The organism is Parajatrophihabitans canadensis (assembly GCF_053764775.1).
Window position 1 is genome coordinate 3866278 of record NZ_CM132445.1, and the last position, 13944, is coordinate 3880221.

Genomic DNA, 13944 nt, shown 5'->3' on the forward strand with positions numbered 1-13944 from the left:
AACCTACCGGGCGGTTCTGACACCGTCGACGATGTTTCCCGCCGCCTGATCCGGAGTTAGTTCGCCCGCCAGGACGGCGCGCTCCTGCTCGGCTATGAGTGATCGACCGGCTGGAGTCTCGAGCACCGAAAGCAGTCGATCCCTGACCATGGCACGGGTCCAATCGACCAGCTGATGTTGGCGCTTGACCTCGAACTCGCCATGCTCGAGCAGATAGGTCCGGTGCTTCTCCAGGTGCTTCCACACCTGATCCAGCCCCTGATTCAGCAGCCCCGAGCAGGTGAGGACGGGTGGCTGCCAGTCACCCTCGGCACCGCGCAACAGCCGAAGCGCCCCGGAGAGCTCGCGAGCTGCCCGCTGGGCCTCATTGGTGTGCTGATGCGCCGCAACGTCATCACCTTGAAGACCGTCAGGCTGGCCCTCGTCCGCCTTGTTCACCGCTATCACGTCGGCAAGTTCGAGAATGCCGCGCTTCATACCCTGTAATTGATCGCCGGTACGGGCCAGCGTCAGGAACAGAAAGCTGTCGACCATGCCCGCGACGACGTATTCGGACTGGCCGACGCCGACGGTTTCGATGAGGACGATGTCATACCCTGCGGCCTCCATGATCAACATGGTCTCGCGGGTAGCTTTCGCCACGCCGCCGAGCGTTCCGCCGCTCGGAGAGGGCCGGACGAAAGCTCGATCGGAATTGGCCAGCCGGGCCATCCGCGTCCGGTCGCCGAGAATGCTGCCGCCGGTCCTGCTCGAGGACGGATCTACCGCGAGCACGGCTACCCGATGACCGGCCTCGATGAGGTTGGACCCCAGCGAATCGATGAACGTCGATTTGCCGACCCCAGGGACCCCCGAAATACCGATCCGGCGGGCGTTGCCGGTACGGGGCAACAACGAGGTGAGCAACTGCTGCGCCCGCTCGCCGTGGTCTGCTCGACGCGACTCCACCAGGGTGATGGCCTGCGCGATCGAGGCCCGGTCCGCAGCAATCACGCCCGCGGTCAGCTCACCCAGAGCGGGTTCGCTCACCCCGTCAGTACCTTCAACAGCTCCAGCGCCGACTCGGCGATCACAGTTCCGGGCGGGAAGATCGCCGTCGCACCGGCCGCCCGCAGCTCCTCGAAGTCCTGCGGGGGGATGACGCCGCCGACCACAATGAGAATGTCGGGCCGACCTTGCTTGACAAGTTCGTCGCGCAACGCCGGAACGAGCGTGAGGTGACCGGCAGCCAGCGAGTTGACCCCGACCACGTGGACGTCGGCCTCGATAGCCTGGCGAGCCACCTCAGCCGGAGTCTGGAAGAGCGGGCCGACGTCCACGTCGAAGCCGAGGTCGGCAAAGGCCGTCGAGATGACTTTCTGGCCGCGGTCGTGTCCGTCCTGACCCATCTTGGCCACCAGAATCCGGGGACGACGACCGTGCGCATCAGCGAAGTCGTCGGTGGCTTGACGGGCCGCATTCAGGGTCTCTGAAGCCCCGGCTTCTTCTCGGTACACGCCCGAGATAGTACGGATGGTGGCCTGGTGGCGCCCGTAGACCTTCTCCATCGCGTCGCTGATCTCACCTACGGTGGCTTTGGCCCGGGCGGCGTCGATGGCCAACTTCAGCAGGTTCTGCTCGAGGCCGGACTCGCGTGAGCGGCTACCGTCGTGCGCCGCCCCGGCCGCCTTCGTCAGCGCCTCGAGCGCCGCCTCGGTGGCGTCGGAGTCACGCTCGGCTCGAAGGCGGCGCAGCTTCTCGGCCTGTTGCACGCGCACGCCGGCGTTGTCGATCTTGAGAACGTCGAGCTGGTCCTCGGTTTGCATCCGATACTTGTTGACCCCGATGACCGGCTGGCGCCCGGAGTCGATCCGAGCCTGGGTACGAGCTGCGGCCTCTTCGATCCGAAGCTTCGGCAAACCCTCGCCGATGGCACGCGCCATACCGCCTGCCTGCTCGACCTCGGTGATATGCCCCCAGGCCCGGCGTGCGAGGTCGTAGGTGAGCTTCTCGACGTAGGCCGAGCCGCCCCAGGGATCGATGACCTTCGTAGTCCGCGATTCCTGTTGCAGTACCAACTGGGTGTTACGCGCGATTCGGGCCGAGAAGTCGGTCGGCAGAGCCAATGCCTCATCGAGTGCGTTGGTGTGCAGCGACTGGGTGTGCCCCTGCGTCGCAGCCATGGCCTCCACGCAGGTGCGGATCACGTTGTTGAACACGTCCTGCGCGGTCAGTGACCAACCGGAGGTCTGAGAATGTGTTCGCAGCGAAAGGGATTTGTCGCTCTTCGGTTCGAACTGCTTGACCAGTTTCGCCCACAGCAGTCGCGCGGCACGCAGCTTCGCGACCTCCATGAAGAAGTTCATCCCGATGGCCCAGAAGAACGAGAGCCTCGGAGCGAACGCATCGATGTCGAGACCCGCCTCCAGGCCCGCACGGATGTATTCGACACCGTCGGCCAGCGTGTACGCGAGCTCGAGATCGGCCGTCGCACCTGCTTCTTGAATGTGGTAACCCGAGATCGAGATCGAGTTGAACCGGGGCATCTCGGTGCTGGTGAAGGAAAAGATGTCGCTGATGATCCGCATGGACTGCGCGGGTGGGTAGATGTAGGTGTTACGGACCATGAACTCTTTGAGGATGTCGTTCTGGATCGTCCCGGTCAGCTGCTGGGTCGTGACACCCTGTTCCTCTCCGGCCACGACATACAGCGCGAGCACCGGCAATACGGCACCGTTCATGGTCATCGACACGCTCATCTGATCCAACGGGATGCCCGCGAACAATTCGCGCATGTCATAGATCGAATCGATCGCGACGCCGGCCATCCCGACATCGCCGACCACCCGCGGGTTGTCGCTGTCATAACCGCGGTGCGTCGGCAGGTCGAATGCGACCGACAGCCCCTTCTGCCCCATGGCCAGGTTTCGCCGGTAGAACGCGTTGGACTCGGTCGCCGTTGAGAACCCGGCGTACTGGCGAATCGTCCATGGCTGGTTGACGTACATCGTCGGATACGGACCGCGCAGATAGGGCGCGATGCCGGGGTAGGTGTTGAGAAAGTCCAGACCGGCAAGGTCGGCCGGTCCGTACTGCGGCAGCACGGCGATACCTTCAGGCGTCTCCCACGCAGGACTGCGTCGCGGCCCGGTGGTGCTCTCGGCGCTCGGCGTGCCGAGCAGCGTGGCTGAACCGAAGTCAGGGATGGACATCACTTCACCTCCAGTTCCGGCAAGAGCACTGCCAGCGTAGATCCCAGAACGGCCAGGGCGTCGCAACCGGTGAATACATAGTCAGTGATACCCGCTTCTGCATCTGATTGTCGGCGCTCACCTGGTTGGCCGGCGAGATAGATCAGTTTTGCTCCCGCGCCGGCCAAGGCCTTCGCTGTCGGCGCGGCCTGTTCGGCGTAGACCCGATCGGAGGAACACAGGCAGGCCACGGACGAGCCCGACGCACGGAACTGATCCACCAGGTCGGCGAGCTCACCGGTGCCGGCGACGGTCTCGATGCCGCCTGCTGGGAAAAGGTTCGACGCGAAGCCGAGCCGGGCGCTGTGTGCGGCGACGGGGCCGAGTGCCGCGAGAAACACCCGCGGCCGTTGCGAGGTGGCGGCCAGGTGGGCGTCGCTACGATCACGCAGCTCCTCGAAACCTGCCGCGTAGCGAATGACCGGTACGAGGGCGCCCGACTGCACCGGCGCGCTCGGACGCGCCACCGGCGGCTCGTCGACAAAGGCAAATTCCGAAACCCCGGTGATCGCATCGGTCCGGTGCGCAATGGCCTGATCCCGTTGTTCCCGCGTTCGTGCCAGCAGGTCCGGGATGAACCCGGACCGCAGCGCGGCCAGGGCGCCACCAGCACGTTCGATGGCCGTGAACTTCTCCCAGGCAACCTCGGCCAACCGCTCGGTCAGGGACTCGACATAGAACGAACCGCCCGCCGGGTCGATCACGCGGGCCAGGCTGGCCTCGTCGTGCAGGACCGACTGGGTGTTTCGGGCGATCCGCCGGGCGAAATCGTCCGAGATGCCGATCGCTGAATCGAACGGCAGGACGGTGATCGCGTCGGCGCCACCGACCGCCGCGGCGAAACACGCGATCGTGGTGCGCAGCATGTTCACCCACGGATCGCGCTTGGTCAGCATCGCCGCTGAGGTCACCGCGTGCTGGAGTTGGACGCGATCCTCAGGCTCTGCACCACTGAGTTCGGCGATGCGATTCCAGATCAGTCGGGCCGCTCGCAGCTTCGCGATCGAGGAGAACTGATCGGCTGTCACCGCATACCGAAACTCCAGCCGGCGCAGCGCTGCGGCCAGGTCCAGACCGCCGGCGGTCAAGGCACGAAGGTAGGCCACGCCGACGGCAGCTGCGATCGCAAGCTCGTCGGAATCGCTGCCGCCAGCGTTGTGGTAGATGCTCGCGTCGATCTCAGCAACTCGCAGCTTCGGCGCATCGGCGAGCAGCTGGCTCAACCGGATCAGCTCGGCCAGTTCCGGCTCCGGTTCCGTTCCGGTAAGGGCGAACAGGCCAATCGGGTCGGCGCCGACCGTGCCGCGCAACTCTGCCTGCCCGACACCGCGCTCGGCAGCAAGCCCGAGCAGCGCCTCAGTGGCCTCCGAGGTCTGGCCGCCAGCCTGTAGGGCGATAGGAGCCAAGTCGAGGTACACGCCTTGCAGCGCTCGCGAAAGATCGGAAACAGCGATACCGCCGGGGCCGAGGACGAGCCACACCGAAGTCGCGCCGTTCTCGAGGTCGGTGAGCAGGGCCTCGTTCAGCCGAACGGGATCCGCCTCGAGGTGTCGCTGCCGAACATCCCAGCCGATCGTGGAATCGCCGTCCGGCGCTGCCCCTTCGAACGGCACCGCCAGGGCAAGCGGAGGCCGAGCAGGCAGATCGTCCGCCGTGTACAGCGGAGTGAGGTCGAAGCCGTCGTAGGTGGAGGTCGCAAGCAGCGATTCCGGACCCGGCGTTGCGCCGACGGTCAAATTCGCAGGGATCTTCACGCCCGATTTCGTCAGCACACCGCTGACCAGTTCCTGCCAGGCCGAACGGGTGGCTGGTGCGAAATCGGCTGCCAAGGGCAGCTCTTCGCCGATTTCTCCGGACACAGTCATGGGCGGGATCGTATGGCGTATAGCTATGCGTGGGGGCCTCAAGTGGTCTTTCTCTCGCAGTTACCGACCTCACCCCGCTAGGCTCGCTCGCTGTGACGAGCACTTCGAGCGCGGCCGCCGAAAACACTGACCCGATGGACGCTGCCCGGGCCGCAGCGGCCGTGCTTGCGGACCGGACGGGAGCGGCCCGGCACGATGTCGCCCTGGTTCTCGGTTCGGGCTGGGTGCCTGCCGTCGATGCCCTCGCGCAATCCGAGGGTGGGACCACTGTCGAGTTCGCAAATACCGAGTTGCCAGGTTTTCGACCCCCGACCGTCGCAGGCCACGCTGGTTTGATCCGGTCGCTCGAGGTCAACGGCAAACGGGTCCTCGCTTTCTTGGGCCGTACGCACTATTACGAGTCCCACGACCCTCAGGCGGTCGCGCACGGCGTTCGGACGGCAGCGGCGGCAGGATGCACCGTCACCGTCTTGACCAACGGTTGCGGTGGCCTGCGGTCCGATATGTCCGTCGGAGACCCGATCCTCATTTCGGATCACCTGAACCTCACCTGGGCGACCCCGCTGGTAGGTCCGCGCTTCATCGATCTGACAGATCTCTACTCCAAGCGGCTGCGCGCGCTCATGCTCGAGATCGACCCGTCCCTTGCCGAGGGCGTCTACGCGCAGTTCCCCGGACCGCAGTATGAAACCCCTGCCGAGGTGCGGATGGCTCGAACGATGGGTGCCGATCTGGTTGGCATGTCGACGGCGTTGGAGGCGATCGCTGCGCACGCGGAAGGATCTGAGGTACTCGGTATCTCGCTCGTGACGAACCTTGCCGCCGGTATGACGGGCGAACCGCTGGATCATGCGGAGGTTTTGGCGGCTGGTAAGGCAGCCGCGACCAGGGCCGGCGGCCTTCTGGGGCAGCTGCTCGCCACATTGTGAAGGTTCTGCTCACCGGTTCAGCCGGCAAAATCGGGACGATGCTGCGGGATCGGCTGCCTGGGCTCGGTCACCAGATCGTGGAATTCGACCGCGATCTGGGCAACGACATCACCGACCCGGAGTCCCTGGATGCTGCGCTGGCCGGTCCAGCAGGACGACCTTGTCCAGCCGATCCGTCCGATCCCTCGGTGCGGATCTCAGCGATCGTCCATCTCGCGGGCCAGTCCGGCGAAGCCCCGTGGGCCACTATCCGGCAGGCGAACATCGAGGGCACCTTCCAGGTTTTCGAAGCGGCCCGTAGAGCCGGCATCCGGCGCGTCATCGTGGCGTCGTCCAACCACGCGGTCGGTTTCACCGAGCATCCGGATCACGACCTCGACGCCGCGACGCCCCCACGTCCGGACACGTTGTACGGGGTCAGCAAGGCCTTCGGTGAGGCACTCGGCCGCTACTACGTCGACCGCTACGGGTTCCAGGTCGCGTGTTTGCGAATTGGGTCCTGCGCTGAACTGCCAGCGAACGCGCGGGCCCTGGCGACCTGGTTGTCGCCCGATGACTGCGCACGGTTGGTTGATGCGAGCTTGCGCACCAAGGACCTGACGTACGCCCTGGTCTGGGGAGTATCGGCCAACCGGCACCGCTGGTGGTCACTTTCTGCCGGTGCGGCGATGGGGTACGAGCCGGTGGACGATGCCTTCGCCGTCCGTCCCGAGCTCGCGGTGTCTGATCGGTCGGCCGTTGACGCCCTCGTCGGCGGCGAATTCACCCAGAGTGCGTACGGCATCGACCAGGTGGCGGAGCGGCGTGATCATTCTGGGCGTGATGAGGGGAAATCGTGATGAGCGTCAGCAGCGAGAGCGCCAGCAGCGAGAACAGTGGCGGCGAGCTACGTCCCAGGGTCGAGGCGTGGATCGCCGACGAAACAGACGATGAACTGGGCCGCGCATCGGCTGCCGAGCTCGACACTCTGCTGAGCAAGGCGTCGGCCGGCGACCCGGCTGCGATCGCTGAGCTGGCAGATCGATTCGCGGGACCTCTCACGTTCGGGACCGCAGGCCTGCGAGGTCCGCTGCGCGCTGGGCCGAACGGCATGAACAGCTCGGTGGTACGGAAAGCGGCGGCAGGTGTGGCTGCATACCTGGAAGCGTCCGGCCACGGCGCCGGAATCGTGGTCATCGGTTACGACGGCCGGTATGGGTCAAAGGCGTTCGCCGAGGATTCCGCGCGAGTATTTGCGGCCGCAGGCTTCAACGCCCAGTTGATGCCCCGATTGCTGCCGACGCCACTGGTTGCCTTTGCGGTACAGCACGTCGGCGCCGTTGCCGGGGTAATGGTCACTGCGTCGCACAATCCGCCGCAGGACAATGGGTACAAGGTGTATGCCGACGACGGAGCGCAAATTGTGCCGCCGATGGATCGCGATATAGAGGCCCAGATCCGCGCGGTTACATCGGCGCGGACAGTTCCATTGTCGGATGAGTACGAGGTCTTCGACGAGTCGATCGTGCAGGAATACATCGCCGCGGTCGCGGCCCTCGTGCAGCCTGACTCGCCCCGTGACCTTCGCATCGTGCACACGGCCATGCACGGTGTGGGCAGCTCGGTGGTTCGCGCGGTATTCGATGCGGCGGGTTTCAGCAGTCCCATCGAGGTTGCCGAACAAGCAGAACCGAATCCGGACTTTCCTACGGTCGCGTTTCCTAACCCGGAGGAGCCGGGCGCGATGGATCTGGCGTTGGCGCTAGCCCAGAACGCCGACGCCGATCTCATCATCGCCAACGATCCTGACGCCGATCGGTGTGCTGTAGGGGCACGGTTCGCCGGCGGCTGGCGGATGTTGCGAGGCGACGAGGTGGGTGTATTGCTGGCCGATTGGCTTATCTCCCATGATGTTCGGGGAACGTACGCAACGACCATCGTGTCCTCGACGCTCTTGTCAGCCATGGCCGCCAAACACGGTCTTGGGTTCGCCGAAACGCTGACCGGATTCAAATGGATCTCCCGCGCGGCGCCAGATCTCGTTTACGGCTATGAAGAAGCGCTGGGCTATGCAGTGGCACCTGATCTGGTCCGTGACAAGGACGGTATATCGGCAGCCCTCCTGATTGCTGAGCTCGCGGCGACACTGAAGTCAGAAGGCTCGTCCTTACCGCAACGGTTGGCAGAGATCGCTGCCGAATACGGCTTGTACGCCACCAGCCAATTGTCTTGGCGCGTCGATGACGTGACGCTGATCGGCAATGCGATGGCCAGAGTCCGGACGAACCCGCCGCAGTCTTTGTTGGGCCGGGCCGTCACGGTCACCGACCTTGCACCCGAAAACGACGTCATGATCTTGCGTTTCGACCATGGCCGGGTGGTCGTGCGGCCCTCGGGTACCGAACCCAAGTGCAAGGCGTACCTCGAACTCGTGATCGCCACGGACGGCAACGCCGACGCGATCGCGCAGACCGAGCTGGCCGCGTTGTCAGCCGAAGTCACTGCCGCGCTGGGCTTCTAGCAATGCACCGGTTCGACTGCTTGGCTGCCAGCCCTCCGAACTGCTAGCCGTCCGAATTTGCCAGCCGTCCGAACCGCTAGCCGTCCGAACTGCTAGCCGTCCGAACTGCTGGGAACACGCGTATCACTAGTCGCAGGGGCTGGGAGAGCCGCGGGCGAATTGGTCTCCGACGGGGTCTGCGAGGTATCGCCCTGTGACGGATTTGGCGGAGACTGCGAACCGAAGCCGACATGGTTGTCTCGCTCGATGACCGAACGGAGGACGCCGCCGGCGTCGATGCCGACTTCGGCGAAGAACCCGGTCGTGCTGGCCGCGACGAGCTCGGCAGGGGTGCACAACGACCCCGCGGGTGGGCAGATCGTGCTACCGGACACGATCGAGATGTCGGGCGCAAGGCCAGCCGAGTACGTCCTTTTCGATTCGACCAGGTAGAGGTCCTGGCCATCGCGACCAGCACCAGGCCTGATAGTGGCGTATTCGAATGACACTGTCGCGTGGGCGCCGTTGTAGCCGTCGATGAACACGATGGCGTTACCCGCCGGGCCCTCGGCACTCTCACTTGGCGCGGGGCGACCGGTGCCCGTATTCGCCGGGCCATGCGGCGTGGGTAGCGAGGCCGCCGGGGCGGAACTCACCTGGCCGTACGCCAGGTTTGCGGCGGCCGACGAGGACCACGGCGGGGACGCCACGAAACTTGCCTGAGCCGCCGCGGACGCTGACTGATCCTGGCCCTTGGCTGATGTGCCGGTGGTGGGTGCCCCCGGAGCATTCGAGCCCTTGGTCGAGGTGTGCACCGCGACGACGTGGCTGCTGCCGTGGCTAGGACCAAGATCGGGCAAACCAATGGTGGACGCCGTGATCACCGTCGCCGCAGCGACCGCAACCGAGCCACTGAGCGTCGCCAGAACGACGCCGCCACCGATGACGAAGGGACCGAGGACCACTCGTCGGGCGCTCCATCTGGCGAGTCCACGGCGCGGCCGTGGAATCTCCTCGAACATGTGCATCCCCTGACGCGGTCTCTGGGCACGTTTGTCTACTACTCAGACGCACGTGGCGCTCAAAACGTTGCGTCACCGGCGCAACTATGGCAAGCGATTAACGCAATTCGAGATGTGACTGTGCCCGGACGACGCTGAGATAACGCTGAATGTCTACAGTGCGCCTCGATTGGCCAGACCGACGCAGCTGCGCGTCGAAGCCAAGAAAAGCTCCGCTAACGCGGGCCGAACTGCCGATCACCGGCATCGCCGAGGCCGGGCACTATGTAGGCGTTGACGTTCAGGCCCTCGTCGATGCTCGCCGTGTAGATCGCCGCAGCCAGGCCACTAGCGTTGACCCTGGCAATACCCTCCGGCGCTGCGAGCGCGCAGATGACAACAATTTCGGCCGCGCCACGCGAGGCCAACAGCTCGCAACAGTGCAGGAGGGACCCTCCCGTCGCCAGCATCGGGTCGAGCACCAGGACCGATCGTCCAACCAGCGACGGGGGTAGTGAGGCCATGTACGCCTCGGGGTCGTGCGTCTCTTCATTCCGTGCCAGGCCGACGAATCCCATCTGAGATTCGGGCAGCAGGTTGAATGCTGCCTCGGCCATGCCTAAACCGGCCCGTAGGACGGGGACGAGCAGCGGTGGGTCGGCCAGCGTCGCCCCCAGTGTCGGGCCCACCGGCGTTGTGATCGGCACGTCGGTGACCTCGAGGTCGCGAGTCGCTTCGTAGACCAGCAAGGTGGCGAGTTCGCGCAATGCAGCGCGAAACTCTGCGTTGCTCGACCTCTCGTCCCGCATGACGGACAGCCGGGTACGGACGATGGGGTGTTCCACGACAACAGTGCGCACGCCGCAGAGCCTAGCGGCAGCAGAATGCTGTCGTTCCCCGCTCGAGGTTTCCGGCTCGACGTTTCCTGTCGGCCTCGACCGGGCGGTTGAAATTGCCCAAGGCCCTAGCCGTCGGCGGGCAGATGTTGCCTGTTGGGAAGCACTCAGGCCACCTAGACTGGTTCGGTGAGTATTACCTCAGCTCCCCCTCCCCTCTCAACAGCGCCCCTCTCAAAAGTTCCTCTCACAACAGCGCGCGGTCACGGCGGAATCGAGACCCTGTCCGACGTGACCCGAGACAGCGCATCCCTGAGCCGTTTTCTGCACGGACTGCCTGGCGTCGACCAGGTCGGAGCCGAGGGGCGCGCGGCTGCGCTGGCTACTCGCAGCATCAAGACCACCGCCAAGGCATGGGCGATCGACACCGCGATCAGGATGGTCGACCTCACGACGCTGGAAGGCTCCGACACGGCGGGCAAGGTTCGCTCGATGTGCGCCAAGGCTGTTCGACCTGATCCTTCCGATCCCAGCACGCCTGCGGTCGCGGCAGTCTGCGTCTACCCCGACATGGTGGCCACCGCGGTTCAATCACTGCAGGGCACGGGCGTCCAGATCGCATCGGTGGCGACGGCATTCCCATCCGGACGCGCGTCGCTGCGAACCAAACTGGCCGACGTCGCCGACGCCGTGGACGCCGGAGCCACCGAGGTCGACATGGTCATCGACCGTGGGGCATTTCTCGCAGGCAACTACCTGTTGGTGTTCGACGAGATCGTGGCGGTCAAAGAGGCGTGTCGCCATGCCCACCTCAAGGTCATCCTCGAAACTGGTGAGCTGGTCACCCTTGACAGCGTGCGGCGTGCCTCGTGGCTGGCTCTGCTCGCCGGCGGCGACTTCATCAAGACCTCCACCGGCAAGATCACCCCTGCCGCCACCCCGGCAGTCGCACTGGTGATGTTGCAGGCAGCACGCGATTTCGCAGCGCTGACCGGTGCTGTTCGTGGAGTCAAACTGGCCGGCGGCATCCGCACCACCAAAGAGGCCGTGCGCTATCTCGTCATGGTGAACGAGGTTGCCGGCGACCGCTGGCTCACGCCTGATGCGTTCAGGTTCGGCGCATCGACTTTGCTCAACGATCTGTTGCAGCAACGGCACAAACTGACGACCGGCGCCTATGACGGCCCGGACTATGTCTCCATCGACTGACGGCGGGATCGAAGAATGGATTGTCCGTTGATGACGAAGGAATGCTCATGAGTCCCAGCCCGTTCGAGTACGCGCCCGCACCGGAATCCCGGGACGTAGCGCGCCTGAAGCCGTCCTACGGCATCTTCGTGGACGGCAAGTTCCGCGATGGCCGCGGGGAGGCGATCAAGACGATCAACCCGGCCAACGAGGAACCGCTGGCCGAGATTGCCGAAGCCAATGCCGAGGACGTCGCGGATGCGGTGGCGGCCGCGCGCGCAGCGTACGAAGGCACCTGGTCGAAGGTCTCGCCATCAGGCCGGTCGAAATACCTGTTTCGGATCGCCAGGGCGATTCAGGAGCGTGCTCGCGAACTCGCCGTGCTCGAGACCTTGGACAACGGCAAGCCGATCAAGGAATCACGCGACGTCGACGTTCCGACCGCGGCAGCCCACTTCTTCTACTACGCAGGCTGGGCCGACAAACTCCCGTACGCCGGCTTCGGCCCGAACCCACGCCCGATCGGCGTCGCGGGGCAAGTGATTCCGTGGAACTTTCCACTCCTGATGGCCGCCTGGAAGATTGCGCCCGCCCTCGCGACCGGCAATACCGTCGTCCTCAAGCCCGCCGAAACGACACCGCTGACTGCGATAACGCTCGCCGAGATTATTGCCGAGTGCGACCTGCCACCGGGCGTGGTGAACATCCTGCCCGGCGGCCCGTCCGTCGGCCAGGCTCTCGTCGACCATCCCGGCGTCGACAAGATCGCGTTCACGGGCTCGACGGGCGTCGGCAAGCAGATCCAGAAATCCGTTGCAGCATCGGGCAAACGGCTGTCACTCGAACTGGGCGGAAAAGCCGCCAACATCGTGTTCGACGACGCGCCTATCGACCAGGCGGTCGAGGGCATCGTCAACGGCATCTTCTTCAACCAGGGTCACGTGTGTTGTGCGGGATCCCGCCTGCTCGTACAGGAATCCGTTCACGATGAGGTGATTTCTGCTCTACAGGAGCGGCTGCAGACCCTGCGCCTCGGCGATCCGATGGACAAGAACACCGATATCGGCGCCATCAACTCTGCTGCACAGCTGGCCCGCGTTCGGGCGCTGGCGGACTCCGGAGACGCTGAGGGGGCGGTCCGCTGGTCGCCCGTTTGCCCCTTGCCGGAAAAGGGCTTCTGGTTCCCGCCGACCATCTTCACGGGTGTCAGCCAGGCGAACCGCATTGCGCGAGAAGAGATCTTCGGCCCGGTGCTGTCAGTGCTGACGTTCCGTACCCCGCAAGAGGCTGTGGACAAGGCCAACAACACGCCGTACGGCCTGAGCGCAGGGATCTGGACGGAAAAGGGCTCCCGAATCCTGTGGATGGCGAACAAGCTGCGAGCAGGTGTCGTCTGGGCGAATACCTTCAACCGGTTCGACCCGACGTCGCCGTTCGGCGGCTACAAGGAATCCGGCTTCGGGCGAGAAGGCGGCCGACACGGCTTGGAGGCCTACCTTGCCCAGTAAGGCGAAGGCGAAAACGACGTCAGCGGCACCGCAAGTGTCAGCCCCACGACTGGAGGTTCGCAAGACCTACAAGCTCTACATCGGCGGCGCTTTCCCGCGTTCGGAATCAGGGCGCAGTTACCCCGTCACCGATCAGGCCGGCAATCTGCTGGCGCACGCCGCTCAGGCCTCACGCAAAGATCTTCGCGACGCCGTTTCGGCGGCCCGGAAGGCCTTTCCAGGATGGTCTGGTGCGACCGCCTACAACCGGGGCCAGGTGCTGTATCGGGTCGCGGAAATGCTCGAGGGCCGCCGCGAACAGTTCATCGCAGAAGTGATCGCGGCAGAGGGAACCTCGAGCGCTGCTGCCGCCGAGCAAGTCGACGCTGCTGTCGATCGCTGGGTTTGGTACGCCGGCTGGACGGACAAATACGCCCAGATCGTGGGCGGAGCGAACCCGGTGGCCGGGCCCTACTTCAACTTCTCTTTGCCGGAAGCCACCGGAGTCGTGGGCATCATCGCGCCGCAGGAATCGTCCCTACTTGGTTTCTCCTCCGTCGTCGCACCAGCGATCGCAATGGGCAACACCGTTGTCGTGATCGCCTCGTCAGAGCGACCGCTGCCTGCGGTGTCGTTGTCCGAAGCACTGGCGACCTCCGATCTTCCGGGTGGCGTGATCAACCTGCTGACCGGCTCGGCCGCCGAGCTCGCGCCATGGCTGGCCAGCCATCGCGACATAAACGGGCTCGACCTGACCGGGATCGAGCCCTCCGCCCGTACACCATTGGCTGTCGCTGCCGCCGACAACGTGAAACGCGTCTTCGCGCCCGGCCCACTGGACTTGGCCGCAGACCCGGGGATGTCTCGTCTCGGAGCGTTCATCGAGACCAAGACCGTCTGGCATCCGACCGGGGTGTAGGCGGTAAGTT

General features: G+C 65.0%; 11 protein-coding genes. 6 read left to right on the top strand and 5 right to left on the bottom strand.

Translation table 11 applies throughout. The annotated features are described in order from the left end of the window. Nucleotides 1-3: 3 nt before the first annotated feature. Genes meaB through ACSMXN_RS18620 form a run of 3 tightly spaced genes read right to left on the bottom strand, consistent with a single transcriptional unit; the run spans nt 4 to nt 5095 of the window. Nucleotides 4-1029 carry a methylmalonyl Co-A mutase-associated GTPase MeaB gene (gene meaB / locus ACSMXN_RS18610; protein ID WP_022913812.1) on the bottom strand — a complete coding sequence of 342 codons (1026 nt, stop codon included), beginning with the start codon at nt 1027-1029 and terminating at the stop codon, nt 4-6. Beyond that, complete coding sequence (scpA, locus tag ACSMXN_RS18615) at nt 1026-3191, bottom strand: methylmalonyl-CoA mutase (RefSeq protein ID WP_022913813.1); 2166 nt, start codon at nt 3189-3191, stop codon at nt 1026-1028. The genes meaB and scpA overlap by 4 nt, the downstream gene beginning before the upstream one ends. Continuing rightward, nucleotides 3191-5095 carry a methylmalonyl-CoA mutase subunit beta gene (locus ACSMXN_RS18620; protein ID WP_022913814.1) on the bottom strand — a complete coding sequence of 635 codons (1905 nt, stop codon included), beginning with the start codon at nt 5093-5095 and terminating at the stop codon, nt 3191-3193. The genes scpA and ACSMXN_RS18620 overlap by 1 nt, the downstream gene beginning before the upstream one ends. A gap of 134 nt (nt 5096-5229) precedes the next feature. On the opposite strand from ACSMXN_RS18620, the gene ACSMXN_RS18625 reads away from it, so the two are divergent. Genes ACSMXN_RS18625 through ACSMXN_RS18635 form a run of 3 tightly spaced genes read left to right on the top strand, consistent with a single transcriptional unit; the run spans nt 5230 to nt 8524 of the window. Beyond that, nucleotides 5230-6024, top strand: coding sequence for a purine-nucleoside phosphorylase (locus tag ACSMXN_RS18625; protein WP_051148923.1), 795 nt, complete (start codon nt 5230-5232; stop codon nt 6022-6024). Beyond that, nucleotides 6021-6863: an NAD-dependent epimerase/dehydratase family protein gene (locus ACSMXN_RS18630; RefSeq protein WP_022913816.1), complete on the top strand. Its 843-nt coding sequence runs from the start codon at nt 6021-6023 to the stop codon at nt 6861-6863. The genes ACSMXN_RS18625 and ACSMXN_RS18630 overlap by 4 nt, the downstream gene beginning before the upstream one ends. Continuing rightward, entirely contained in the window at nt 6863-8524 is a 1662-nt protein-coding gene (locus ACSMXN_RS18635) for a phospho-sugar mutase (protein WP_022913817.1), read from the top strand. The genes ACSMXN_RS18630 and ACSMXN_RS18635 overlap by 1 nt, the downstream gene beginning before the upstream one ends. A 92-nt stretch (nt 8525-8616) precedes the next feature. On the opposite strand, the gene ACSMXN_RS18640 is transcribed toward ACSMXN_RS18635, so the two are convergent. Together ACSMXN_RS18640 and upp are read right to left on the bottom strand one after the other, a co-directional pair. Beyond that, nucleotides 8617-9468 (bottom strand): hypothetical protein, encoded by an 852-nt coding sequence (locus ACSMXN_RS18640; RefSeq protein ID WP_022913818.1) that lies wholly within the window; start codon nt 9466-9468, stop codon nt 8617-8619. Between the two features lie 272 nt (nt 9469-9740). Next, the gene (gene upp, locus ACSMXN_RS18645) at nt 9741-10364 is read right to left on the bottom strand and encodes a uracil phosphoribosyltransferase (RefSeq protein ID WP_022913819.1); all 624 of its coding nucleotides are present in this window, start codon (nt 10362-10364) and stop codon (nt 9741-9743) included. Between the two features lie 249 nt (nt 10365-10613). On the opposite strand from upp, the gene deoC reads away from it, so the two are divergent. Genes deoC through ACSMXN_RS18660 form a run of 3 tightly spaced genes read left to right on the top strand, consistent with a single transcriptional unit; the run spans nt 10614 to nt 13934 of the window. Further along, entirely contained in the window at nt 10614-11549 is a 936-nt protein-coding gene (gene deoC, locus ACSMXN_RS18650) for a deoxyribose-phosphate aldolase (protein WP_027139560.1), read from the top strand. A gap of 47 nt (nt 11550-11596) precedes the next feature. Then, nucleotides 11597-13036, top strand: a complete 1440-nt coding sequence (locus ACSMXN_RS18655) for an aldehyde dehydrogenase family protein (RefSeq protein ID WP_027139561.1) — start codon at nt 11597-11599, stop codon at nt 13034-13036. Between the two features lie 34 nt (nt 13037-13070). Further along, a complete protein-coding gene (locus ACSMXN_RS18660) occupies nt 13071-13934 on the top strand; it encodes an aldehyde dehydrogenase family protein (RefSeq protein ID WP_022913822.1) in 864 nt (287 codons plus the stop codon). Nucleotides 13935-13944: the final 10 nt, after the last annotated feature.